The sequence below is a fragment of the Paenibacillus sp. OK003 genome (genome assembly GCF_900109515.1).
Classification (GTDB): domain Bacteria; phylum Bacillota; class Bacilli; order Paenibacillales; family Paenibacillaceae; genus Paenibacillus; species Paenibacillus marchantiae.
Genome location: NZ_FOBD01000013.1, coordinates 118773 through 142807 on the forward strand (window position 1 = coordinate 118773; position 24035 = coordinate 142807).

Genomic DNA, 24035 nt, shown 5'->3' on the forward strand with positions numbered 1-24035 from the left:
TGCATCTACATACCAATCCGGCTTGGATTTTACGTTTTCTTCGGTCTGAATCACTTGGTCTATCGTTTAATTCAACCAATGATACGTCTTATTCGGATTATTTTGCTTGGGAACAAGTGTGTACCGGTAGCGATCCTTCGCTTCTGGAACCATAGCTGTCTCAGGCAGCAAATCTTTCCCGATGCGTACCGGAGTTCCCTGAGGAGCAAGAGCAAATAGCTCTTCCACATCTTCAGTACTCATTCTCACACATCCAAGGGATTCATCCAGCCCGATACTGTTTGGCTCGTTGGTCCCATGGATGGCATAATTCGTGTCCGATAGCTGCATGCCCCTACTTCCAAATTCGCCGTTAGAGCGACCATTTGGATTAACAACCTTGTCTGAAATGACAAACGAACCCTCTGGAGTGCGATCTCCTCCAAGCCCCACCTCGTAGTTCCGAATAATGGTGTTGCCACTAATCAGTGCAAGCTTATGCCTGCTCTTGTCCACGATGATCTCAAGCCGATCCTGCAAAAAAGGCTTTCCGCCTAACGTATCCACAAATGCAGCGTTTTTGCCTTGCGGCAAATCTGAACTTTCACCTGTTCCCTCATCTGTGTTTTTCCCTTTTCCCATTCGCCCTTGTTGATGCATGGCTAGTAGTGTCGGAAACATCCGAGTCATGCCAGGTGCAGTCTCTCCGAGAATATTATTTGGAAATGGCCGGGCAAGTTGTGCCACACTTTTCGGCCAGCTACCGTTTTGTTTTTTATATGTAATCATTGCACTCGACAGAGCTGCCGCGGATTCCTGTTTGGCTGTCCAGGCTTGTGCCAGACGCTTGATCTCCGGTGATACTTCCGGTGGTTCACAGTTACACTGTTTGGCATCATAACTCTGTGCCGTTAATTTGCCACTGCTGTTTGTCTGAACGATGTATTTCACCGCCATATTTCGCTTCCATAATGTCCAGTTACCTGCGGTCTGCATTCCAAGCACAGCCGATGTCTGCACTTTCACACCAGAGCCTGACCATGCAGCTGCAAGTGCAGCCTCACCCTGGTCCCCGCCACCGAATGCTCCAGCTGTAAACACATTGGATTCTGCAACAAGAGCCAGGTCTTCCATCGGCTTATTCCCTGATTCGCTATCCATGGAATCATCCGTCGATTCCAACGCTGAAGCCAAGGCCTCGGCTGCATCCCGATTGAAACCAGGAGCATCCGCAGGTGGTAATCCTGCCAGTACAAGCAGCATCAGCAGGGTAAGCCACATCTTGCGAACACGATGTTTTTTCTCTTTTTGCTCAGCCATTTCAACCAGCTTCTCCTGATAATCCACCCAGATATCGGCCGGTGCTTTACTCCGCTCAAAAGCCTCGTAGACTTCACCCGCCTGTTGAAAACAATAGTTCGCCTTGGCCTCCTGCCCTTCACCCAAATATTCCTTACCGAGTAAATACCAGGCCATTTTATTATCGGGATGTTTCTTTACATATGTTCGTAGGTGAGTGTTTTGCATCCGATCCTCCATCATTTCGCCTTTTTCCGTTTCTTTATATATCGGCAAATGATGACAAGAAATCCATAGGACTTGAGTACCCGGATCTAAGCCTCAACATTCGACAAAAAAACACACCCCTCTGTCCCAAAGACAGAAGAATGTGCTTTTGTATGTTCATATGAAAGGAATTAACCTTCTTTGTTGAAAGGTTCATCCGCTACTTTAATGGAGTCCGTAGGGCAGCCGTCACAAGCATCCTGCATGTCGTCGAACAAGTCATCCGGAATTGCTTTGATCCCTTGGTTGGCATCTCCATCGAAGATTACTTCTGCCAAACCCTCATCATCATAGTCATAAATGTCTGGCGCCGTTGCTCCGCATGCTCCACACGCAATACATGTATCTTTTTCTACCCAAGTATATTTACTCATTACCAATCTCTCCTCCTATTATTCAAAAACGTACAGTATTTTTATCTAGAAACATATTAATACAAAGTAAGAGTTATTACAAATCATTTTAACAGCCTCAAGACTCCATTATGCCCTATTTAATCGAGATTTTGCAAATTATCTTTTTGCAGCGACGTTCCCCGGACTTTATGATTGCGCAGTAATACAGAAGGATCATCCCCCAGCATGCCAGCAGTAACGACAGCATTTTCGCCAAATTTGTCACGTAACTGATCCATGATGCGAATCAGGTTTTCCTTCTTCGGTTTCTGCTCATATTCAAACAGATCAAGCTGTATCGCGGACTCCTCACGCGGAATCAGTGTTTGGAGGGTCACACCCAACATACGAACAGGCTTCCCGCCGCGCCAATGTTTCGCAAATAAAGCACAGGCCTCCCGGTATATGATCGAGGCATCTTCAGTAGGCACTTCCATCATCCGTGATCTCGTAATCGTCTTCATATCCGGTGTACGAATCGTAATATGAATGCCCTGACTGAGCATTTCGTGCTTGCGCAACCGTCTGGCAACCTGGTCACTTATATTCAATAACACCCGATGTACATCATCCATTTCAGATATATCCGCAGGCAGCGTTGTTGTGTGTCCGATCGATTTGTTCGCTTCACGTTCAGCCTGAACTGCCGAATGATTAATGCCGTTTGCTGAATTTTTTAACCAAGAACCATTAATTCCAAACACATCGGTTAACATCCGCTCGTCTGATTTGGCCAGCTGGCCTATGGTTTCAATGCCCAGCTTCTTTAGCTTCTCCGCTGTCTTTTTGCCGATGCCAAACATCTCGTTACAAGGTCTATGCCATAAAATCTGAGGTACATCCCTCATCCGCAAAATCGAAATGCCATTCGGCTTTTTCAAATCAGAGGCCATCTTGGCAAGCAGCTTGTTGGGTGCAATTCCGATCGAACAAGGCATCCCCAGTTCATCCCGGATTCTGGTCTGAATACTTTCCGCAATTTCCAGCGGTGTACCGAACTGTCTGGACCCCGTAATATCGAGGTAACACTCATCGATTGAGGTCGCTTCAAGCAGCGGGGTATAACTGTAAGCTATTTTCATGAATTCTCTCGAATACCTACGATATAAATGAAAATCCGGACGAATTACAATTAAGTCAGGACACTTTTTCAAAGCTTGATGAACGACCATACCTGTGGAAATGCCTCTGCTCCGTGCCGTGTACGAACAAGTTACAATGACACCTTTGCGTACTTCACTACTGCCCGCAACGGCCGTCGCTTTTCCTTTATATAGTTCCGGTTCCTCGGCTTCATGTACAGAGCAATAAAAAGCATTCATATCGACATGCAAAATCACTCGTCCGGCGGTAGGATAATATCGATCTACATTTATGTTGTTATGCGTCTCGTCTGAAGACATGATCCACCACCGCCCTTTCGTATACACAATTCCGCTAAATGCACTCTCTACTCTATTATATCAAAATCCCTTATGTAAAAATCATTTATACCCCTTATTTTCGGAGAGATTTAACGATCGATCGAATGATACCCCACGCGGCAACGACGATAATAGCGATTATAATGAGTGAAATAATTGTATTCTCCCAAACAAAGTTCATCCTTTTCCCTCCATTTATAAAGACAAAGTTTGAATTCATATTCAATCCTGGAATACTTGTATTTAGATGAAGCATAACATATTACAAGACTACGTTTACAGCTCACTTAACTCTACAATCCATCATTTGTTACACCAAATGGTGAATTCGATGTAGCATTTGGCGATAATGGTGCTATAATAATTAATTATACAAATTCACGATTTTAGGACAAATCTACACTTTGAATTTAATACAGTGTAGCGGTACAGAATCGAAGGATTCGTCACCAACATGCCCATATGTTTTTTAAACACACCATTAAACTTTCTAAAAAAAGCGCTTCATCTTAAAGGAGGATCTTCATGTCAAAGGCCATCTCCATCTTCGATACGACTTTACGTGACGGCACACAAGGGGAGGGAGTCAGCTTATCGGCAGATGACAAGCTCAAAATTGCCAAGAAGCTCGATGACCTGGGTGCTCATTATATTGAAGGCGGAATTCCAGGCAGCAACACCAAGGACATTGAGTTTTTCAAAAGAGTCAAGGAACTGAACCTGAACGCGAAGGTTGTCGCTTTTGGCAGTACGCGTCGTAAAGGTAGCATCGCCAGTGAAGACGCCAACTTGAAGCGCATGATTGAATCCGGTGCTCAGGCAGCGACTCTGGTAGGAAAATCGTGGGATTTCCACGTACACACTGCTTTGCAGACTACTTTGGAAGAAAATCTGTCGATGATCTACGACTCCATTGCCTATCTGAAACAAAACGATATGGAAGTCATTTTTGATGCAGAGCATTTCTTCGATGGATTTAAGAACAATTCGGAATATGCACAGGCTGTATTGACCAAAGCCCATGAAGCTGGAGCGGACTGGCTTGTAATGTGTGACACCAACGGTGGAACGATGCCGCATGAAGTGTACGAGATCGTGTCCACTCTCGCTGGACGACTTCCGCAAGCCCATCTGGGCATTCATACACATAATGACTGTGAACTTGCTGTAGCCAACACCTTAAGCGCTGTACAAGCTGGTGCCAGACAGGTGCAAGGTACGATGAACGGTTATGGAGAGAGATGTGGTAATGCTAATCTGGCTTCCATTATCCCTAACCTGCAACTGAAGCTTGGATATGAGTGCGTTACTGAGGATTCGATGAGACAGCTTACAAATGTTGCTCGTTATGTCAGCGAGATTGCCAACGTAAATATGCCAATCAACCAGCCTTACGTTGGAAATGCTGCTTTCGCTCACAAGGGCGGTATTCACGTCTCTGCTATATTGCGTGATTCCCGGACCTACGAACACATCGCCCCCGAGTTGGTTGGTAACAAACAGCGTGTGCTCGTCTCCGAACTGGCAGGACAAAGCAACATTGTGTCCAAAGCACAGGAACTGGGTCTTGAATTCGATCCAAGCAGTGCCAACTCACGTCACATCATTGAGAAAATCAAAGATTTGGAACATCAGGGCTATCAGTTCGAAGGCGCCGATGCCTCCCTTGAATTGTTGATTCGTGAAGCCAACGGTGACATGAAAGAATTATTTACCTTTGAATCGTTCAAGATGCTTGTTGAAAAAGTGGCTGGCAAGTCTGTTGTTTCGGAAGCCTTTGTTAAACTTAACGTAGGCGGGACAAGTGCTTATACCGCAGCTGAAGGCAACGGTCCGGTCAACGCACTGGATAACGCACTTCGGAAAGCACTTGTGCAGTACTTCCCTTCCCTTGCCAACATGCATTTGTCCGACTATAAGGTACGTGTTCTGGATGAGAAAGACGCTACCGCCGCAAAGGTACGTGTATTAATTGAATCCAAAAACACGGAAAACACGTGGAATACGGTCGGTGTATCCGAGAACGTGATTGAAGCGAGCTGGGAAGCCCTCGTACACAGTTTCCGTTATGCCCTTCTTCAGGAAAAATTGCAGGACGAGCCTGGCGTAGTCAACATCCCTGCTCACGGACTAAGCAACCATTAATGCATATTTCCCGGAAAATAAAAGAAGCGCCTGTCTCCAAAAAACATTGGAAGACAGGCGCTTTTGCTTCTCGCTTGGCTAGCTTCTTGCTTGGCTAATCCTCAATTAACTCCTTGATTTTACGCTCCAGCTCTTTCTCAGGCAAAATCCCCAAGATAATTTCCTGAACGACACCTCGAGAATCAATCAATACATTCGTCGGAAAAGCTAAACCGTTATATTTGGCATATGCCGCTCCGTCTTCATCAAGCAAAATAGGGAACGTCAGTTTGTATTCATCTACAAAAGCTTTGGCATCCCTGATTTTATCGTACGTGGTTACGTTCACACCGTAGAGATCCAGTTTATCCTTGTATTTTGCTGCTAATGCATTGAGCGCGGGTGCTTCCTGCTTGCACGGTTCACACCAGGATGCCCAGAAACTGACGAAGATGGCTTTTTCTTTGGCTCCACCTACAGCGTAGGTTTTCCCATCCATGGCTGGCAAAGAGAATGCTGGTGCCAGTAGATTCGCTTTCGGCCCCGTCTCCGTGGGCATTGGCTCCTCTTGCTTAAACACAGCTGCGATTCCGTTGTCTGCATTTTGAGCCAAAGCAATGCCCACCAGCAAAACAACACCCAGCAGTATGTACATATTTCGTTTCATGACCAGCCACCCTTTTGTATAATCAAACATATCGAGATTCACGCTCTTCTAACATGTGAGATATTTCAAGCTCTCTCTCATATTGTACCCTTTTCCTTTAAAATTTTACAATCCGAGTCACACAAAATAAAATAAAATAAAATAAAAAAGGACTCCTGCCGAAGCAGGAGCCAAAGAGAGAGGGGTGAATACAAATGGCAGCACTTCACGGGCAGCAAAACACCTTATACATCCCTTCCTCCGTAGAACAGGAGATGTCTAAGTACATGTTCGCTTCACTGCCACAGGAAACCTGCGGGGTTGTGCTGGGTGAAGCCGCAGCGGGCGGCATACGAATCAGTCGGTTTCAGCCCATTCGTAACGTAGCGCCTGACCCGCTGCACCATTTCGCATTGGAAGATGCAGAATGGATCCGGTGTGTGTTCAATGAGCCACAACTTATCGGACTCTTTCACTCCCATCCCCGAACCACTCCCGTTCCTTCCAATGAGGATCTGCGTAACCTACCGATTTTCGCCGGACTACTCCAGGTCTATTTTATAGGCTCGCCTGATCAGACAACTGGTACACAATCAAAGATGCTTCTAAATGGTTATCAAATTCATGCAGCTGTTGATTCGAGCATTAGAATGAGCCATATTCAATCTTACAGCTTACAACCCGCCCCGCTATGCGTGACTTAACTGGGTGTACAGATCACCCAATGTTTCTACATTTTTGCGAGACATATCCTCCAGATAACAGGACCATAACTGTGCAGTCATTTTGGCGTCCTCCAAAGCGTGGTGGCGTCCATAGATCGGAATGCTTTTGGATTCCAGCAACTCATCCAGACCATAACCCGGTCTGTTCGGTTCTAGCCAACGTGCCAGCATCATCGTATCGATGAGCCGGTGAGTTAGCCTTACTTTGGATGTCCGCCACAAGGCCGCATTCAGAAAAGCCCGATCATGCGCGCTTGCATGGGCAACCAGTACACTTCCGCCAACAAAAGACATGAAGTCATGCAAGCCTTCCAGGAGCGACGGAGCATGCATCGTCATTTCCTGAGTAATTCCCGTCAGTTCAGTAATATGTTCCGGAACGGAGACTTTGGACTGAACCAATGTATAGAACTGCTCATTCTCCAGTATCACACCGCCATTAATACGCACCGCCCCAAAGGAAAGGATCTCATCCCCATGCTGGGGAGAGAAGCCCGTCGTTTCTAGATCGAATACGACAGCATTCAATTCATTCAAGGGCGTATGAAGGACCTCGGGTCTGCGCTGTTCTCTCATCATCGAACGGATGAACGCCATATGTTGCGCCGTAGGGGCTCCCATTATGGAAGCGATGGCGGAAGGAACCCCTCCCTGGCGCAGCGAATTCCAGAATCCAGTATTGCCCCTTGCCGGCTCTCTCATGGACGTCTCCTTTCTGCAAAACGAAGTTGTCTTTGCAGCGCACGATGTACTCGCCGCACCAACCCCAACGTATCCCGGAGTTCATAAAGCATTTGTTTTTCCTTCAACTGTTTCTCATTCAGGAAACCACCGCTATGCTGTAACCCCTGTTTCATCACAACGGGTGTACTGCGTCGCAGCTTCAAAGCCGTCATAAAGGCTCGCTGAGCTGCATCCAGCAAAGTAAGCGGAACGGCTTCAAGCGAGACCAACCTCTGAATCCGCTTGAGCGTAGACGTTTCTTTGATACCATGCTGTAAAGCCAGAAAACGCGCACTGTTCACCAGCGGAATATACAAGCCGTATTTGACATCAAATCCACCTGCATGTTCACCGAATCGTTCGGTTACTACCCTTCCGAGAATGTTCAGTGTCGCCTTATGTTTAACGGTATTGCGCAGCACAGCATCGGAAAGCTCAGGAACCGATCTGAACCCTTCATAAAATGCAGAAATCCAATCCTCCGCGAGCTCTGGCTCACCCGCAACAAAACGCATGTCTGAAGCGATAATCAGATTGCGAACCGGCTCCCACGACAGGTCCGATCGCCATGCTTTCAGTTGTTCCTTCCAGGATTCCAGCGTTTTCCTCCATAAAGGCTCCGAACACATCACTTTGCCTTCACATTTGGCGTAGCCAAGTGCCTCCAGCATATCGGCCATTCGAAGCCCTAGTTCGGCAAAATATGCTTCTTTCCCCTCATGCAGGGTATCACTGATAATCATGCCATTATCCTGATCACTCCATAACGTCGCTTCTTGCCGGCCGGAACTGCCAAAAACGATAAAGGCATAGGGGACGGGAGGTTGGCCAAGGCCTTCCTCTACCATCCCCTGGATGCATAACTCTACTGCTCGCCGAGCAACCCGGTCATGCAGTTCATTTACCGTCTGGTACCATTCAATCGGCGACAAGGAAGCGGACAACAGTTCCTGGAGCTCATTCTGCAATATCACACGTGCCTGGCGCAGTTCTTGAGAAGATGCCGCATCATCTATTCCCTGATAGGACCAGGATTGATTTATATACGGGATGGGTTCCATCATGTCCAGCCTCCTTGAAGCATGATTCAGCAATCATTCCTCTTAGGAGCTGAACGTACCGCCATTGGATTTAGTTTCTACATTTTTCATTTGTTCAGGGTACCCGTAAGTACCATGCTCGCTTAAATCCAGACCCATCGTTTCTTCTTCTTCCGTTACACGGATTCCCATGATAGCTTTCATACCACCGAGAATAATGAAGGACATGATCAGTACGAAGGCAAATGCGCCTGCCAGACCCAGAAGCTGAACGCCCAGTTGGTGGAAACCACCACCGTAGAACAGACCCGCCTGACCTACACCAGCATTTTCAGCAAGTTCCGGTGTAGCGAATAAACCTGTAGAGATCGCTCCCCACATACCGGCAATACCGTGTACAGAGAAAGCATAGATTGGATCGTCAATTCCTTTACGCTCAAAGTATTGAGCCGTGAAGAATGTGATAATACCTGCCAAAGCACCAATAACCAGAGCTGCCCATGGTTCTACGAATGCACAAGCACCTGTGATGGCAACGAGTGCCGCAAGCACCCCGTTCAGCATGCTAGGAATATCGGATTTACCCAATACAGCCCATGAGATCAATAGTGCAGCCACACCACCAGCAGCAGCTGCTACATTTGTAGTCAAAGCTACATAACCAAAGAATCCATCACCCATGGCAGATAATGTACTACCTGGGTTGAAACCGAACCAACCGATCCAGAGAATAATTACACCGAGTACGGAGTAAACTTGGTTATGACCTGGAATGATGTTAGGTTTACCATCTTTGTTATATTTGCCGATACGCGGCTTCAACAAGATCGTGGCTACCAGTGCGGCAGTTGCACCCGTCAAGTGAACAACCGTCGAACCCGCAAAGTCTTGCATACCAAGCTCAGCCAACCAGCCGCCGCCCCATACCCAGTGAGCAACAACCGGATACATGATAATGGTGTACAGCGTACCGAAAACGATATATACACTCATCTTTGCACGTTCTGCCATACCACCGCAGGCAATGGCCAAGGATACTGCTGCAAAGGCAAGGTGGAATACAAACTTGATTGTTAGCGGAACATCAGAGAAGGCCAGGGATTCGAACGAAGCAGCCATTCCGTCCCCACTCAGGAAAAATCCGGTTGTTCCGAAGAAACTGTTACCATTACCGAAACCAAGACCGAAGCCAAGAGCCCAGAAGGCAATAACCGAAATTCCCAATGTCAGGATTGTTTTCCCCGCAATGTGTCCTGCGTTTTTCATTCGAGTCGAACCCGCTTCAAGTAGAGCAAATCCCCCTTGCATCAGGAAAACCAGCACAACAGCCAGAAACGTAAAGGCTGAGTTCAGACCGCTTTGAAGTTCGATGTTAGTTGGCCCCTCTGCAGCTGCAAATGCGCTGACCGGGAAAGCCAATAAAGTAAGCATTATTAACACCGAAACCAACCATTTCTTTCTCATATACCCCACTCCCTCTTATGTTAAGTTTCTTCACATTTCGTGAAACTCTTAATGCCATTATAAGCAGAAGACAGGAAAGTTGACAAGAGTATTTTCAGCAAAACCGAAAAATATTTCTGGGAATAAAGTCATACGTCTTTTTCTTGCATTTAAGTACATAATCATGTCCCATGAGTACATAGATATAGAAACGCAGCCTGACTGCCACCAAAGCGTAACGTTTGACTGTATGGTTAAAGATCATGTATCATAACTATTAGTAAGAAAAAAATTGGGCGGGTTATGCAAAGCCGCAACTGGAATTAACAATTCCCTACATTTGAACTTGCAAGCGAGGTGAATATCATTGGGGATATGAAATTGTTTCGGATTGGCGAACTTGCCAAAACTGCAGGTGTGAGCGAACGGACGATTGATTATTACACGAAGCTCGGTCTCATCGCTCCTGAAGAGCGCACAGAAAAAAACTATCGTCTTTATAGTAATGAAACTTTAACCAGGCTTGAACGTATTGTACAGATGAAACAAGAGAAATATAGTCTCGACGAGATTAAGCAATCTCTTGAGAAGTGGAGTCTGGTGAGCACGGAAGAGCAGGTTGCCAGCAAACTGACAACATTGGAGCTCCACGTGCAACAGCTTGAGCGAGAGGTGAATGAGCTTAAACCGCTGCTTGGCGAGATGAAACCTGTACAAGCACGCAAGATGATGGCTGGACTGCTCGCCAAAAGTGCTGGTACGATGGAAGCCTTGAAAATCTTGCTTGAGAACACCATGATGTAGCTTATTATTTAGAAAGCGGAGGAATGAATATGAGTTTTAATAACGGTATGTTCGTTTTGATCATTATCGCCTTTTTGCTCTCCTTATGGGCGCAATTTCGCGTTAAGAGTACATTCAATCGTTGGTCTGATGTTAAAAACCTGAATGGAATGACCGGTTACGATGCCGCCCGTCATATGCTGGACTCCAATGGCCTACACGACGTTCCTATCGAACCGGTGCGTGGAGCACTCTCCGATCACTATGATCCGATTAATCGAGTCGTGAGGTTGTCTGAGCCTGTATATTATGAAAATTCAATCTCAGCTGTCTCCGTTGCCTGTCACGAAGTGGGTCATGCGATTCAGCACAAGGAAAGTTATCCGATGTTGGCACTACGTCACCGGATTTTCCCAATCGTCAACTTCGCATCCGGACTTGCTCCCTTCTTGCTCATTGCTGGATTCATCTTTAATGCAATGAACCTAGTAGGTATTGGTATTATCTTCTTCTCTGTAACTGTTGCGTTCCAACTCATTACGTTGCCAGTCGAGTTCAATGCAAGTAACCGCGCAAGAGAGATTATGGTATCGGAAGGTTATATCCGGAACGAAGAAGAGAGAGGCGTCGCCAAAGTATTGAATGCCGCAGCATTGACTTACGTCGCTGCAGCATTGATCTCATTGCTGGAACTGATTCGTTACATCGGAATTTTCAATAGCCGTGACTAATTGAATACACTAATCAAAAAAAACAATACCCCACCGTTAATCGGATGGGGTATTGTTTTGCTGTAAACCGAAATAATTAAGCAAGAATGAACGAAATGACTGCGCTACAAGCGGAAGTTTGTCATCCGCACGGTGGATCAACCCGATCGTGCGCGTGACTTTGGGATGAGAAATGGCAACATGCGCCGGTTGCAGCGGATTCGTCTGGAAAAGCGCCATTTCTGGCAGTAAACTCACACCCATGCCAGCGGCAACCAATCCGCGAATGGTATCCGTCTCTTCACCCTCAAAAGCAATCTTGGGCGTAAACCCTGCTTCAAGACACGCGTGCCAGACAATCGGACGCAGAGAATACCCTTTACTGAACAATACAAACTTGTCGTCTTTAAGTTGCTCTAACGCAATGCTTTCTTCACCAGCCAATGGATGATTAGGTGGAAGGATTGCATGCAGTTCTTCCGTAAGCACAATGTCACCATCTACTTGGTCGTGCTTCTCCGGAAATGGAGATATAAATGCCAAGTCCACTTCAGCCGATAACACATCGCGAATGAGCGTTGGGAACATGCCTTGCTTGAATCTGAATTTGACGTTAGGATAACGCTGACGGAACGCTGCTACAACCGAAGGAATCAAGTGAATACCGAGACTGTGAGGAAAACCAATACGAATTTCACCATGCTCCGGGTCGAGAAACTCATGTACCTCCCCGACCGCTTTGTCCAGATCTTTCAATATGCCTTCAACTCGTTTGCAAAAGAGCTGCCCGACTGCGGTCAACTGCAAATTTCGCCCTTTTTGCATAAAAAGGTCTACTCCCAGTTCTTCCTCCAGCTGATGAATCTGACGACTCACTGCAGATTGCGCTACGTGCAATTCCTCCGCCGCCTGCGTAACATGCTCCTTCTGTGCCACTTTCAAAAAGTAATGCAACTGTCTTAATTCCACTGCCCCTGATCTCTCCAATCTGCTCTATACCCTACTTATCCTTGATTGCATTCCGTCTTCAGATCATTCCGACTACTGCTTAAAGCTACGGGGTTTCCACAAGCGGATGAGAAGTCCATAGATGAAGAATCCACCTAACAACCCACCCAAATGCGCCATCCAGTTAATGCCTGTCATGGCAAAGGAAAAAATAATTCCGAATACAAGCAGCGTATACAACGTTTTACGTGAGGTTTCATCCATCATTGTCCGCTGGAACAAGGCTACATACAGAAACGCTCCATAGATTGCATAGATCGCGCCTGAAGCACCTACCGATATGGTCGTCGCTCCAACCGAGTTATACCACGCAACAGCCAGAATGTTGCCCAGAATGCCTCCACCCAAGTACAGCACACCATATCTCACCGACCCAAGCAGCCGTTCCATTGGTGGTGCAAATACGATGAGAGCAAAGCTGTTAAACAACAAGTGGCTGAAACCAGCATGCAGGAACATGGACGTAATGTAACGCCACCAGTCCGCTGCAAATAACTCATGGTTAACAAGCGCTCCAAACTTAAGCAGCGTTATACTGTTTGTGGAACCACCGTTCAAACTCAATACAATAAACATAACAACATTGGCAATTAAAAGAATCGACGTCAAAGGAAAAAATTTCAAATAACTTTTCCAGTTCTCATACCTGATAAATATCATAAGTTTCTGCTTTCACTCCACCCTGTTCAGATCGGCCTGCAAGTCTGACCCATTCTAATAATCCTTCTTCCGAATTGGACAATGCCTTTCATAAAAGATTATAATGGATTTTGGCACGGATCACCAACTTATAAGGAGGAACATTATTATGGCACAAGAACGTACAGGCGCAGCCACCTTTAAAGGCAACCCTATTACATTGATCGGACCCGAATTGAAAGTGGGCGATCAAGCACCCGATTTTACACTGAGTAAAAACCTGGTTGAAGATGCATCACTGAAAGACTTCGCAGGTAAAATCAAATTAATCAGCGTTGTTCCTTCACTGGATACTGGCGTATGCGATGCCCAAACCCGCCGCTTCAATGTTGAAGCTGGAGAGCTCGGAGACAATGTTGTCGTATTGACAGTAAGCGTTGACCTTCCATTTGCACAAGCACGCTGGTGCGGCGCAGCCGGAGTTGACCGCGTCGTAACACTGTCTGATTACAAAACACGTTCATTCGGTGAAGACTACGGTGTTCTGATCAAAGAATTCCAATTGGACATGCGCTCCATCTTTGTGCTGGATGCTGAAGACCGAATTACATATGTGGAATATCTGCCTGAGATGACAGACTCCCCTAACTTCGAGCAAGCGATTTCCGCTGTAAAAGCCTTGCTGTAAAAGGTAGTTCACGTTCAGAACAAAAGCGAGGAAGGTTAACCTTCTCTCGCTTTTTGTTATTCACCCATCTATTTCAATCATTTGACTTATACTTACTCAGCTTCTTATCCAATACGGAGAACAAGTTCATAATCGTGCGATAATTAGAACCCAGGTCTCCAAGTGAACCACGCGAAGCCGAATACATATCGACCGCACTGCGTACAGGACTTACCGATATAATGGAAACCGTAATATCCATCGTCCGTCCAAAGGTAGTCCGCTTCTCCAGTATGACCTCTCCTACAGAAGGTACTTCATGCAGCACTTTATAACCCGGGATTTTTTTGAGTGTCGAAGAAACCTCTTCCCAGGCTCTGTCTTTGGATAAGTTATAATACCGTGTTTTTAATTTGGGATCCTTGGCTCGATCGCTGGTTCCCTCCATGCTGCGGATGATACCGACGAGCGTTCTCTTTAAGGTCAAGACCCTTCCTCCTTTGAATGTAACCGTTCCATTTATGTATACTAGTGTAACATTGTTCATGTAGTAACAAAAGGGCAAGCGACACTTTTAACAAAATACAGCCCATTCAACAAAATAAGCTCAAATAAAAAGCACCCTGAAATTCCTCGATTAGAGGAAAAAGTCAGGGTGCTGTACATGATAAAATAGGAACCCGCCTATGCCGTCCGGCTACATTGTCTTATGAACCTGCTTGGCAGGTGGGTGGCCGCAAAAATGTTTTTTGAAGTCCCCATGTCATATAGACAGGGCGTTTCAGCAACATTCTGTATTGATCTCCCGAAGACATCATCATTGGTTCAAAACAACGAATAACCGAAACGTACATCGCAGGATGTACAATTATTATATCCCTAACTGTGTAAAAAGTAAATGGTGACAGCTCATGTTTTATTTTTGGAGATTATCTTGTTTTTCGTCAGATGGCTTAACCTCAGATGGTTCAGCCGCCTCTTTCGTTTCAACTGACTCCCCTGCCTGTTCAGCAGCTTGTGCAGCTTCCTCTTCTTCTTTCTTCAGCTGCATTTTCTCCATCTGCTCCTGCATCTTATTAAACGTTGCGTAGAAGTTGAAGAAAGCAAACCAGGCAACAATACTAATAATGAAGAAGATGAACAAGACCGGATAACGAAAACCGATATAGAACAACAATCCACTTCCCAGCAACGTGGAAAATACACGGAATGGTCTAATCAGCGTCAACAGAACCGCATTTTTGATGATCAATCCGATGGACATGTGGTAATGTACAACCATCGAGAAGAAGTTAAAGAGAGAAACAAACAGCAGCAGCAACAGTACAAGCATAATAATTCCGACCAGCTGCATATTCTTGAATTGTGTCATGTATACTGTGTAATCCAGATACATGATGGCAAACAGCAAGGTATAGAATATACCTCCAATTAAACTCTGTTTGTAGTTCTCTTTGTAACCTACAAAGAAAGTACGGAAGATCGGCACGTCCGTATCACCCATATTCCATTTACGTACAACCGTAAACAGCGCCGACGTCGCCGGGAATAGTGTAAGCGGTGCCACAATGGCTATAGCCCAGTTCATTTGTAGTGATTCGTTGGCCAGGTTCTGCTGCATCACGAGCAGTTTCATAATCAAGAAAAACAAGAACGGAGACGAACAAATAGCCCACAACAGATTGGTTGCGGCCAGTCTCGTAATCCACTCTGTAAGTCGGTAGATCCCACCCATAGCTCCTTTAAATTCCAAACAATTCTCCTCCTCCGCAGCCTTGCGTCTAGCCTTAATTCTAATAATATTAATATACCTTATTATAGATAGGAAAAGCCAGCCCTTCCCGAAAAGAGATCGACGGCTCACTGGTTTGGCATAATCTGCACATAAAAAAAATGGAGCAGTCGCCCTGCCCCATTTTCCAGTTCACGCTTGTATATTATTCGAAAGAAGAATCTTTCGCAGGACGACGTCCTTCATTGCTGCTTGGACGCGGTTTGCGGTCACGATTGTAACCACCTTCTCTGCTTCCACTTCCACTTCCAGTTCCACTGCTGTTACGATCGCGGTTGTACCCACCACGTCCGCCACCACTGCTGTTGCGATCACGGTTGTAACTACCGCCACCACCACTGCTGCTGCGGTTGCCGCTGTAACCAGATGGTTTGCGTCCGCCAGAGCGAACATCCGGTTTACGACGTTTTGCACGAATCGGATCTTCAGGAGTGAGATCAACCTGAGCATCTTTTTTGTCACCTGTCAGGAGCTTCAGCGCAGCTGACAACAGTTGAACAGAATCATATTGCTCAAGCATTTGAATCGCGATACCTTTGTATTCGTTCAGTTCGCCAGATTGTACGATTTCGAGCAAACGCTCAGCTGTCAAACGTTGTTTTCCTTCTACAGCCTCAGCCATGGTTGGCAGTGGTTTGCGCGGAATACGGTGACGTGTTACACGCTCGATAAAGTGCAGGTGGTCGATCTCACGCGGAGTTACGAAAGACCATGCAGCCCCCTCTTTACCCGCACGACCTGTACGACCGATACGGTGAACATAGCTCTCCGGATCTTGCGGAAGGTCAAAGTTCACAACGTGAGTTACGCCGGATACATCGAGACCACGTGCAGCCACGTCTGTTGCAACGAGTACGTCAATGCTGCCGTCACGGAACTTACGCATTACCGCATCACGTTGATTCTGGGACAAGTCACCATGAAGACCGTCAGCAGAGTATCCACGTTTTTGCAAAGCTTCAGCCAATTCGTCAACACGACGTTTAGTACGTCCGAATACGATCGCCAGCTCAGGAGATTCCATATCCAACAAACGGCTAAGCGCTTCGAATTTTTGACGCTCAGGTACTTCGATATAGGATTGGTCAATCAATGGTGCACTAACATGTTTCGGGATCACAGAAATATGCTCAGGATTGTTCAAGAATTGTTGTGCCAATTTTTGAATGTTAGGAGGCATTGTTGCTGAGAACAGCATGGTTTGGCGCTCGTCTGGAACTTGTTTCAGGATGGATTGAATATCCTCCATGAAACCCATGTCGAGCATTTCATCTGCTTCATCCAATACAACAGTTTGTACATCATCAAGTTTGATTGTTTTGCGGTTGATGTGGTCAAGGAGACGTCCAGGTGTACCAATGATAATCTGTGGTTTTCTTTTCAGTGCACGAATCTGACGAACGATATCTTGTCCGCCGTAGATTGGCAGGGAGCGCAGACCTTTGAAGCGAGTGAGTTTTTCGATTTCTTCAGCAACTTGGATTGCAAGTTCACGTGTAGGTGCCATAATGAGGGCGCGGATTTTCTCGTCACTTTTAGTGATCTTGCTGATCAACGGAATACCGAATGCAGCTGTTTTACCCGTACCTGTTTGTGCTTGACCAATCAAATCTCTGCCTTCGAGTGCCAAAGGAATCGCTTGGGATTGGATCGGTGTTGCTTCTTCAAACCCGAGCTCAGTGATGGCTTGCAGCACCAGTGGTTCAAGATTGAAATCTGTGAAATTTAAATTTGTCAAAATTATTCATGCTCCTTTTATATGGTGGACATGGTGGACAATCCACTTTGTTGTCTGTATTCTTAAGTAGCGTTAATATTTATAGGGTATCCCATCAAGCCAAATTATTTTCACGAACGAATATAATTCCATGAATGGGTCCCAAACATAAGACTAAAACTACATACATGTGTTTGAAACATTTCAAAAAATTTTATTGCTCCATTTAGGAAAAGTTTCCTACTCAAGAATATCCACAAATTATTATATCACAAAACAATTCAAGATTACCAGCAATCTGGTTTTAAATATAAATGAGGTGATTAAATTGCCCAAAATGATTTGGCACTTTTTAGTGATCGTATTGGGTGCTGCAGCTATTGCCTGCGGCTTCAACTGGTTTTTGGTTCCCCATCAGCTTCTTAGCGGCGGGGTATCCGGTATTTCCATGCTTCTCGGCTATTTCACGAATTTGAATCTTAGTATAATGTATTTTGTTCTGAACATCCCTCTGCTCATTGCAGGTTGGTTTATTCTTGGACGACGCTTCATTACATTAAGTATTGTTTCGGTAGCAGCCACTTCATGGTTCATCGCGCTTCTGCCTGTTTTTGCTGTGGCAACAGATCCCCTTCTGAGCTGTGTATTTGGCGGCGTGTTAGTGGGACTGGGTACGGGCGTTTCTTTCCGAGTCGGCGGCTCGACAGGCGGGCTGGACATTGTTGGTTCCATTTTTACCCGGAATCGTGATTTCCCGATTGGTACGGTAATGGCTGGCATGAACGGAGCCATTATTATGCTGGCAGGCTATCTGAATGATGACTGGAATATCGCGCTTGCCTCCATGGTATCGATCTATATCACAGGCAAAGTGCTGGATCTGATTCACATCAGCCATGTCAAAGTCACATTGTACATTATTACCAATGAAACCGAAGCGATGTTGAAAAAATTGCTTGTTCGCCCTCGTGGGGTCACCAAAATTAAGACTCAGGGAGCATATACAGACATCGATAAGGACATGTTAATGACAGTGACTACTCGCTACGAACTCGTTGAAATCAAACGAATTATCAAGGAAACCGATCCGAAGGCTTTTGTTAATATTGTGGAAACGGTTGGAGTTATGGGCTCTTTCCGCAGAAGTTGAGACAGATGTACGGTTAACAATTCAAAACATTGTGGTATAATAACGGTGTACGGCTCCTAAATATGTTGTATAGCAGGATGTGCCCTTCAATTTCACAGAACCATGTGCTTTTCCGAATCGCGCCGAATGACTTACCATTTTGGAATTCGAGTAGGGAAGGGTGATTATTGTGGATATGGAAACGGTAAAACTGTTTGAAATCGTCAACAAATGGTGCCCGGAAATGCTCCCTTTCTTAAAACCGAATGAGCTCGACTCACTGATTGTTCTCCGGGATGGGCTGGGCATCCTGGAACAGGGAGACGCAATGGAAATCATTCAGTACAGTATTTGTGAGCATCAAAATGAGATTTACATTCAATAATTTTTTTTAGATTGATCACGCCGCTTCTTGTGGGGGTTACCCTCAACAGGAAGCGGTTTTCATTTTTCCCGTATGTTTCATCACTTGAATAATATGGTTAAAAGCCCAGAGGCTTTATTGTATAATTCAAACATGGAATGCACATAGGGGAGTGGAAATGAATGAACATGTTTTGGGCTTTACTGGCTATGGTCTGGGGAACCTTCAGTGGTACACCTGCTACAGCCGATCAAGGGAAACAACCCTTTCAATCATTAACAAGCAGTTTCAATACCGCCATCATTCAATCTCAAAAAGAACAGGTCGTTATTGATGCGGATAACCCGCCTACCAAAATCGACCCACAACCTGATGCACCCATTGTCAAAGGCATCTATGTGACGGCTTACAGCGCCGGTGGTGCACGAATGACATCATTACTCGATCTGATGGATAACACAGAGCTCAATTCCATGGTCATTGATATCAAGGACGATCTCGGTTACATAACTTACCCTACGGAGAACAAGACGTTACAGGAAATGGGCAAATCTCAGCCTTTTATCCGTGATATGGATGCCTTGATGAAACGTCTGCAAAAACATGATGTTTACCCGATCGCACGAGTGGTCGTATTCAAGGATACAATCCTCGCCAAGAAAAATCCGGAGCTCTCTTTCCGCAATAAGGACGGTTCGGTATGGGCCAATGGTAAAGGCGACAGCTTCGTGAATCCCTACAGCAAGGAAGTATGGGATTACAATATAGAGATTGCCAAGGAAGCTGCTAAATTGGGATTTAAGGAAATCCAGTTCGATTATGTTCGTTTTCCGGAAGGTTTTGAAACGCGTGCAGACGCATTGAAATACACTAAATCCGACAAGTCCAGAGTCGACATTGTAGCTGAATTCGTGCAGTATGCACGCAAGGAGCTTGCACCGCTGGGTGTTCGAGTCTCGGTTGATATATTCGGTTACGCCGCCTCTGTTCCAGCAGCCGAGGGTATTGGACAGGATTTTGTGAAAATATCTGAAAACGTGGATGTCATCTCGCCGATGGTTTACCCGAGTCACTACTCCACCGGCTGGTACGGTGTGAAGGACCCTGATAAAGATCCATATACAACCATTAAAGGCTCTATGAAAGATACACATAAGAAACTGGATCCAACCAAGGAGCTTAAACCCGTTATCCGCCCATGGATTCAGGACTTTACCGCAAGCTGGTTAGGCAGTGGACATTACATCAAATACGGCAAAAAACAGGTAGAGGACCAAATTCGTGCGATGAAAGACATGAATGTAGATGAGTACCTGCTCTGGAATGCCTCCAATCGATACACACCAGATGTAAATTATAAATAATGCACTCTTATTTTTGTTCACTTTACTCCAATAACCTCGTTCCGTATTCTCTGGAGCGAGGTTTTTTACTATGCTCTCAATCTTACCTTCCGCACAACCACGTTCCCCCTCCCTATTCAAATCGGGCAAAATCCACTACAATAAATAGCTGTCCGTACATGACAGTTTAGTGATAACTCTTAAGAATAGTGAGGCACTGCCAGTGAACATGACCACCACCAGCTTTTCTCAAAAAGTAAAGCAATTCCTGATTATATTTCTACCCATCTTCACCACACAAATCGCCCTCTCTGCCATGTCGTTTTTCGATACCAATATGTCAGGCAAGTTCTCCCCTGCTGATCTCGCGGGTGTCGCTATTGGCACAAGTCTGTGGTTGCCGGTGCAGACAGGACTCAGCGGTATTCTGATCGGCATAACACCTGTCGTCTCCCACCTGCTCGGCTCGAAGCGTAATGACAAAATTGGTCATAGCGTCATTCAAGCCTTATATCTCGGTGTGGCGGTCGGAATCGTCGTTCTTGCAGCAGGCACATTGCTGCTCAGTCCGATTCTAAACGGAATGCCCTTGGAGCCGCGGGTTGCCCAAGTCGCCTTCTATTTCCTGTGTGCTTTGGCTTTTGGGGTTATCCCCCTTTTCGGCTATACTGTGCTTCGGAGTTTTATGGATGCACTGGGCCAGACACGGATCACCATGATGATTACGCTTGTTTCGCTGCCAGTAAACATCTTCCTGAATTATTTACTTATCTTCGGACGCTGGGGCTTCCCACAACTGGGAGGTGTTGGAGCAGGTGTGGCTACAGCAAGTACATACTGGCTCATTTTTCTCCTTAGCCTCTTTTTCGTACACCGGATTGAGCCCTTTGCCCAATATGGGATCTTTCGGAAAATGCCCAACATTTCATTGACCAAATGGAAAGAGCTGCTCAAGATCGGCGTTCCCATTGGTTTCGCTACTTTTTTTGAAACCTCCATCTTTGCAGCGGTCACATTATTAATGAGCCGGTTCGACACCATTACGATAGCTGCCCACCAGGCGGCCCTGAATTTCGCTTCTACGCTGTATATGCTGCCTGTGAGTATATGTATGGCCCTTACGATTCTTGTGGGCTATGAGGCGGGCGCAGGGCGTGTGAGAGACGCAAAGCAATACAGCCTCCTGGGTATCGGAGGTGCCATTGGCCTTTCTCTGTTAACCGCTGTGGTATTACTGGTATTCGGGGAACAAATTGCGGGCGTGTACTCGAATGATCGCGAGGTTATTGCTTTGACACAGCATTTCCTGATTTACGCCATCTTCTTTCAAATCTCTGATGCCATTGCCACCCCAACACAGGGAGCACTTCGGGGCTACAAGGACGTGAATCCTGCATTGATCATAACGTTTGTCGCGTATTGGATCATCGGTCTACCTGTCGGCTACATCACGGCTACGTATACTTCTCTCGGTGCCTTTGGATACTGGGTCGGACTCATTGCCGGCCTTGCTGTTGGAGCAACGGCGCTTCTCTGGAGATTGTTTCTTGTGCAGAAGCAAGCCTCGGTACGTATGGCCGAAAATAAATAATGGACATATAAAAAAAGAGCACAGCCCGCGGTAAAACGGGACTGTGCTCTTTTGATTTGAACTTTTGGTGATGACTGGAACTCGATTATTGGGACAAACGCTGTGCAAGCTCGTAAGTTTCCATATCGAAGTCTTTTTTGGTATTCACAACTTTATCAATATCGGTCAGGGTCAGTTCACCCTTGATAATACCGCAACCTTTGTCTGTCTCACCTGCAATCAGACTGCGAACTGCGAAATCTCCCAGACGACTCGCAAGGTTACGGTCAAACGGAGTTGGCGTACCCCCACGCTGAATGTGACCCAAGACAGTTACACGCGGCTCATATGTTGGGCAGCGTTCCATCAGTTCTTTTGCTACATCCTCACCTTTGCCCACACCTTCAGCAACGATGATGATACTGTGGCGTTTGCCATGTGCAAAGTTGGCTTTCATGCGATCTGCCACTTCATCCATGTCAAACGGAACTTCCGGTACAAGAATCGTTTCTGCACCCGATGCAAGTCCTGCATGTAAAGCGATATCGCCACAGTGACGACCCATAACTTCAACGATAGAAGAACGTTCGTGTGAAGACATCGTATCGCGCAATTTGTTAACTGCATCTACTACTACGCTTACTGCTGTATCGAATCCGATCGTGTAATCGGTGAAAGAAACGTCATTATCAATCGTTCCCGGAAGACCCATCGTGTTGATGCCCAGCTTGCTCAGTTTGTTGGCGCCGTTGTATGAACCGTCTCCACCAATAACAACCAGGCCGTCAATGCCACGTGCACGCAAAATGTCTGCGCCTTTTTGCTGACCTTCAGCGGTATAGAATTCCTTGCAGCGTGCCGATTGCAGAACCGTTCCCCCACGCTGGATGATATCCCCTACACTACGCAAGTCCATTGGGAAAATGTCGTTATTCAAAAGACCCTGGTATCCACGTTGAACCCCGTACACTTCGAGACCGTGAAACAGTCCGCTGCGAACAACCGCACGAACAGCCGCGTTCATCCCTTGTGAATCACCACCGCTCGTTAAAACTGCGATTTTCTTTACTGCTCTCATGATGTTTCTTCCTCCTCTAGTTTCACTTCAGGCTCCCACCACAAACGCCTGACTTACATATGCTTACGAATCCAGCGGCTAAAGATAAAGAAAAATACTCTTGTCATCGGACTATTCTTCATCAGACGCTTGGAAACGACGCGAACTTCCTGTTGTTCGCTGACTTTGGGATCAGACAGGTAAATGGCAAGCAGTCCTTCAATAATCATCCGGTGAAACGCACTCCCCGGAATTTTCTGCACATCACTGCGGGCCATCTCCACAATAAAAGCAATTCGGTCCAGCATTGTCTCCACATTCTCATAATAATTGCAGAAGTTGAGATCTCCTCCGATGCGATCTTCATCCTGATCGATTAAATAATCAAGCATAATGTGCAGTGCGCATACATGAGGAAAATAGGCAGTGTGGATCGAAGCCGCCTGCTCTTCTGTCAGCTGATCATCACTCGCAGCCAGAAACAGCATGAATACGCCCAGCGTAGAGCCGGTAGCGGCGGCAAATTCGTTCCAACGGAACTGAGGGGTGCGGTGGCGATGTTCCGACCACCATTCCAGCAATGCCGTTTCTCTCAGTTCCGGCTTGATGTGCTTATATACCTGCAGGTCCGTGTATAGGCCTGCCAGATCCTGAATTTGAGGCTTGGCGGATGCATATCCTGGCAACTGACGAGTCAGCTCCTGACACGAGGTCACCAGATTCCTTAGGTATCCACCATCATCCTGCTCCTCGCGAAGCGCGTAATAATTGACAGGGGTTGCTTCGGGATCTACCGCATCAAGCATAGATTGATGGAGAAGCCGAAAGTCATTCGGGTCCATCGATGTACTACGATCACACAGATTGTCCAAATAATCACTAATAGTCTGATATGAAACGATCAGTGGAATCAGAATGTGCCTGTTCGGCAAATCAGGTAAAGCATAAACGGTCCCGCCTTCACAGTGGAACTGCTTGTCCCTGAGACTGGCCAGTGCCTGATTGCGCAATTCCTCATTCGGAATTTTCTCAGCCTGGGCACGCCATCCATCCAATTCCTTCCGCGTTTCCGGAATGGTGTATTTGTACACCCCTCTCATCAATGCCAACGGTCCACGCGGATATTGATGACGATTTCGATTTGATTGGCTCAAAATAAATGTGCCTCCACTTGGTTGAATACGTATTAGA

The 24035-nt window shown here is 46.2% G+C and carries 23 protein-coding genes and 1 other RNA gene; 9 read left to right on the forward strand and 15 right to left on the reverse strand.

Going from position 1 to position 24035, the window contains the following annotated elements; genetic code table 11:
* Window positions 1-66: 66 nt before the first annotated feature.
* The 3 genes from BMW94_RS20410 to BMW94_RS20420 all read right to left on the reverse strand — a co-directional run bounded on the left by BMW94_RS20410 (window position 67) and on the right by BMW94_RS20420 (window position 3343).
* The gene (locus BMW94_RS20410) at window positions 67-1506 is read right to left on the reverse strand and encodes a L,D-transpeptidase family protein (protein WP_175480777.1); all 1440 of its coding nucleotides are present in this window, start codon (window positions 1504-1506) and stop codon (window positions 67-69) included.
* Between the two features lie 170 nt (window positions 1507-1676).
* Window positions 1677-1919 carry a ferredoxin gene (locus BMW94_RS20415; protein WP_062322102.1) on the reverse strand — a complete coding sequence of 81 codons (243 nt, stop codon included), beginning with the start codon at window positions 1917-1919 and terminating at the stop codon, window positions 1677-1679.
* A 119-nt stretch (window positions 1920-2038) separates the two neighbouring features.
* Window positions 2039-3343: a DNA polymerase IV gene (locus BMW94_RS20420; RefSeq protein ID WP_091000786.1), complete on the reverse strand. Its 1305-nt coding sequence runs from the start codon at window positions 3341-3343 to the stop codon at window positions 2039-2041.
* A gap of 546 nt (window positions 3344-3889) precedes the next feature.
* On the opposite strand from BMW94_RS20420, the gene cimA reads away from it, so the two are divergent.
* Window positions 3890-5509, forward strand: a complete 1620-nt coding sequence (gene cimA, locus BMW94_RS20425; RefSeq protein ID WP_091000787.1) for a citramalate synthase — start codon at window positions 3890-3892, stop codon at window positions 5507-5509.
* A 94-nt stretch (window positions 5510-5603) separates the two neighbouring features.
* On the opposite strand, the gene BMW94_RS20430 is transcribed toward cimA, so the two are convergent.
* The gene (locus tag BMW94_RS20430) at window positions 5604-6155 is read right to left on the reverse strand and encodes a TlpA family protein disulfide reductase (protein WP_091000854.1); all 552 of its coding nucleotides are present in this window, start codon (window positions 6153-6155) and stop codon (window positions 5604-5606) included.
* A gap of 194 nt (window positions 6156-6349) precedes the next feature.
* On the opposite strand from BMW94_RS20430, the gene BMW94_RS20435 reads away from it, so the two are divergent.
* Window positions 6350-6838, forward strand: coding sequence for a M67 family metallopeptidase (locus BMW94_RS20435; RefSeq protein ID WP_091000788.1), 489 nt, complete (start codon window positions 6350-6352; stop codon window positions 6836-6838).
* Here the strand turns inward: BMW94_RS20435 and BMW94_RS20440 are convergent.
* From BMW94_RS20440 to BMW94_RS20450, 3 genes are read right to left on the reverse strand one after another with little or no spacing between them, the layout of a single operon-like run.
* Window positions 6824-7561, reverse strand: a complete 738-nt coding sequence (locus BMW94_RS20440; RefSeq protein ID WP_091000789.1) for an exonuclease domain-containing protein — start codon at window positions 7559-7561, stop codon at window positions 6824-6826. The genes BMW94_RS20435 and BMW94_RS20440 overlap by 15 nt on opposite strands.
* A complete protein-coding gene (locus tag BMW94_RS20445; protein WP_091000855.1) occupies window positions 7558-8643 on the reverse strand; it encodes a DUF294 nucleotidyltransferase-like domain-containing protein in 1086 nt (361 codons plus the stop codon). Before BMW94_RS20445 ends, BMW94_RS20440 begins: the two co-directional genes overlap by 4 nt.
* A 42-nt stretch (window positions 8644-8685) precedes the next feature.
* Complete coding sequence (locus tag BMW94_RS20450) at window positions 8686-10086, reverse strand: ammonium transporter (protein WP_091000790.1); 1401 nt, start codon at window positions 10084-10086, stop codon at window positions 8686-8688.
* Between the two features lie 354 nt (window positions 10087-10440).
* Between BMW94_RS20450 and BMW94_RS20455 the strand changes: the two genes are divergently transcribed.
* Both BMW94_RS20455 and BMW94_RS20460 read left to right on the forward strand, forming a co-directional pair.
* Window positions 10441-10869 carry a MerR family transcriptional regulator gene (locus BMW94_RS20455; protein WP_024629244.1) on the forward strand — a complete coding sequence of 143 codons (429 nt, stop codon included), beginning with the start codon at window positions 10441-10443 and terminating at the stop codon, window positions 10867-10869.
* Between the two features lie 29 nt (window positions 10870-10898).
* Window positions 10899-11579, forward strand: coding sequence for a zinc metallopeptidase (locus tag BMW94_RS20460; protein ID WP_062322116.1), 681 nt, complete (start codon window positions 10899-10901; stop codon window positions 11577-11579).
* A 36-nt stretch (window positions 11580-11615) separates the two neighbouring features.
* Here the strand turns inward: BMW94_RS20460 and BMW94_RS20465 are convergent, their stop codons facing one another.
* Together BMW94_RS20465 and BMW94_RS20470 are read right to left on the reverse strand one after the other, a co-directional pair.
* A complete protein-coding gene (locus BMW94_RS20465; protein ID WP_024629242.1) occupies window positions 11616-12527 on the reverse strand; it encodes a glutamate biosynthesis transcriptional regulator GltC in 912 nt (303 codons plus the stop codon).
* Between the two features lie 72 nt (window positions 12528-12599).
* Window positions 12600-13226 carry a rhomboid family intramembrane serine protease gene (locus tag BMW94_RS20470; RefSeq protein WP_091000791.1) on the reverse strand — a complete coding sequence of 209 codons (627 nt, stop codon included), beginning with the start codon at window positions 13224-13226 and terminating at the stop codon, window positions 12600-12602.
* Window positions 13227-13374: 148 nt separating this feature from the next.
* On the opposite strand from BMW94_RS20470, the gene tpx reads away from it, so the two are divergent.
* The gene (gene tpx, locus BMW94_RS20475) at window positions 13375-13893 is read left to right on the forward strand and encodes a thiol peroxidase (RefSeq protein ID WP_091000792.1); all 519 of its coding nucleotides are present in this window, start codon (window positions 13375-13377) and stop codon (window positions 13891-13893) included.
* A 73-nt stretch (window positions 13894-13966) separates the two neighbouring features.
* On the opposite strand, the gene BMW94_RS20480 is transcribed toward tpx, so the two are convergent.
* The 4 genes from BMW94_RS20480 to BMW94_RS20495 all read right to left on the reverse strand — a co-directional run bounded on the left by BMW94_RS20480 (window position 13967) and on the right by BMW94_RS20495 (window position 17402).
* The gene (locus tag BMW94_RS20480; RefSeq protein WP_024629239.1) at window positions 13967-14359 is read right to left on the reverse strand and encodes a DUF1499 domain-containing protein; all 393 of its coding nucleotides are present in this window, start codon (window positions 14357-14359) and stop codon (window positions 13967-13969) included.
* A 186-nt stretch (window positions 14360-14545) separates the two neighbouring features.
* A non-coding RNA gene (gene ssrS, locus BMW94_RS20485) (6S RNA) lies at window positions 14546-14737 on the reverse strand.
* A 51-nt stretch (window positions 14738-14788) separates the two neighbouring features.
* Window positions 14789-15625, reverse strand: coding sequence for a YesL family protein (locus BMW94_RS20490; RefSeq protein ID WP_091000793.1), 837 nt, complete (start codon window positions 15623-15625; stop codon window positions 14789-14791).
* A 184-nt stretch (window positions 15626-15809) separates the two neighbouring features.
* The gene (locus BMW94_RS20495; protein ID WP_091000794.1) at window positions 15810-17402 is read right to left on the reverse strand and encodes a degradosome RNA helicase CshA; all 1593 of its coding nucleotides are present in this window, start codon (window positions 17400-17402) and stop codon (window positions 15810-15812) included.
* A 307-nt stretch (window positions 17403-17709) separates the two neighbouring features.
* Between BMW94_RS20495 and BMW94_RS20500 the strand changes: the two genes are divergently transcribed.
* The 4 genes from BMW94_RS20500 (at window position 17710) to BMW94_RS20515 (ending at window position 21808) form a co-directional block, all read left to right on the forward strand.
* Window positions 17710-18531, forward strand: coding sequence for a YitT family protein (locus tag BMW94_RS20500; RefSeq protein WP_091000795.1), 822 nt, complete (start codon window positions 17710-17712; stop codon window positions 18529-18531).
* Between the two features lie 175 nt (window positions 18532-18706).
* Window positions 18707-18895, forward strand: coding sequence for a hypothetical protein (locus BMW94_RS20505; protein WP_170867818.1), 189 nt, complete (start codon window positions 18707-18709; stop codon window positions 18893-18895).
* Window positions 18896-19056: 161 nt separating this feature from the next.
* Window positions 19057-20238 carry a putative glycoside hydrolase gene (locus tag BMW94_RS20510; RefSeq protein ID WP_091000796.1) on the forward strand — a complete coding sequence of 394 codons (1182 nt, stop codon included), beginning with the start codon at window positions 19057-19059 and terminating at the stop codon, window positions 20236-20238.
* A gap of 208 nt (window positions 20239-20446) precedes the next feature.
* Window positions 20447-21808 (forward strand): MATE family efflux transporter, encoded by a 1362-nt coding sequence (locus BMW94_RS20515; RefSeq protein WP_091000856.1) that lies wholly within the window; start codon window positions 20447-20449, stop codon window positions 21806-21808.
* Window positions 21809-21893: 85 nt separating this feature from the next.
* Here BMW94_RS20515 and pfkA read toward each other — a convergent pair whose 3' ends face one another.
* Together pfkA and BMW94_RS20525 are read right to left on the reverse strand one after the other, a co-directional pair.
* The gene (pfkA, locus tag BMW94_RS20520; RefSeq protein WP_091000797.1) at window positions 21894-22865 is read right to left on the reverse strand and encodes a 6-phosphofructokinase; all 972 of its coding nucleotides are present in this window, start codon (window positions 22863-22865) and stop codon (window positions 21894-21896) included.
* A gap of 53 nt (window positions 22866-22918) precedes the next feature.
* A complete protein-coding gene (locus tag BMW94_RS20525; protein WP_175480778.1) occupies window positions 22919-23998 on the reverse strand; it encodes a tetraprenyl-beta-curcumene synthase family protein in 1080 nt (359 codons plus the stop codon).
* Between the last annotated feature and the right edge of the window lie 37 nt (window positions 23999-24035).

What these genes read in the sequence shown, in the direction of transcription:
- BMW94_RS20410 (WP_175480777.1), bottom strand. Translation starts at nt 1,506, where the DNA reads ATGCAAAACACTCACCTACGAACATATGTAAAGAAACATCCCGATAAT.
- BMW94_RS20415 (WP_062322102.1), bottom strand. Translation starts at nt 1,919, where the DNA reads ATGAGTAAATATACTTGGGTAGAAAAAGATACATGTATTGCGTGTGGA.
- BMW94_RS20420 (WP_091000786.1), bottom strand. Translation starts at nt 3,343, where the DNA reads ATGTCTTCAGACGAGACGCATAACAACATAAATGTAGATCGATATTAT.
- cimA (WP_091000787.1), top strand. Translation starts at nt 3,890, where the DNA reads ATGTCAAAGGCCATCTCCATCTTCGATACGACTTTACGTGACGGCACA.
- BMW94_RS20430 (WP_091000854.1), bottom strand. Translation starts at nt 6,155, where the DNA reads ATGAAACGAAATATGTACATACTGCTGGGTGTTGTTTTGCTGGTGGGC.
- BMW94_RS20435 (WP_091000788.1), top strand. Translation starts at nt 6,350, where the DNA reads ATGGCAGCACTTCACGGGCAGCAAAACACCTTATACATCCCTTCCTCC.
- BMW94_RS20440 (WP_091000789.1), bottom strand. Translation starts at nt 7,561, where the DNA reads ATGAGAGAGCCGGCAAGGGGCAATACTGGATTCTGGAATTCGCTGCGC.
- BMW94_RS20445 (WP_091000855.1), bottom strand. Translation starts at nt 8,643, where the DNA reads ATGGAACCCATCCCGTATATAAATCAATCCTGGTCCTATCAGGGAATA.
- BMW94_RS20450 (WP_091000790.1), bottom strand. Translation starts at nt 10,086, where the DNA reads ATGAGAAAGAAATGGTTGGTTTCGGTGTTAATAATGCTTACTTTATTG.
- BMW94_RS20455 (WP_024629244.1), top strand. Translation starts at nt 10,441, where the DNA reads ATGAAATTGTTTCGGATTGGCGAACTTGCCAAAACTGCAGGTGTGAGC.
- BMW94_RS20460 (WP_062322116.1), top strand. Translation starts at nt 10,899, where the DNA reads ATGAGTTTTAATAACGGTATGTTCGTTTTGATCATTATCGCCTTTTTG.
- BMW94_RS20470 (WP_091000791.1), bottom strand. Translation starts at nt 13,226, where the DNA reads ATGATATTTATCAGGTATGAGAACTGGAAAAGTTATTTGAAATTTTTT.
- tpx (WP_091000792.1), top strand. Translation starts at nt 13,375, where the DNA reads ATGGCACAAGAACGTACAGGCGCAGCCACCTTTAAAGGCAACCCTATT.
- BMW94_RS20505 (WP_170867818.1), top strand. Translation starts at nt 18,707, where the DNA reads ATGGAAACGGTAAAACTGTTTGAAATCGTCAACAAATGGTGCCCGGAA.
- BMW94_RS20510 (WP_091000796.1), top strand. Translation starts at nt 19,057, where the DNA reads ATGAACATGTTTTGGGCTTTACTGGCTATGGTCTGGGGAACCTTCAGT.
- BMW94_RS20515 (WP_091000856.1), top strand. Translation starts at nt 20,447, where the DNA reads ATGACCACCACCAGCTTTTCTCAAAAAGTAAAGCAATTCCTGATTATA.
- pfkA (WP_091000797.1), bottom strand. Translation starts at nt 22,865, where the DNA reads ATGAGAGCAGTAAAGAAAATCGCAGTTTTAACGAGCGGTGGTGATTCA.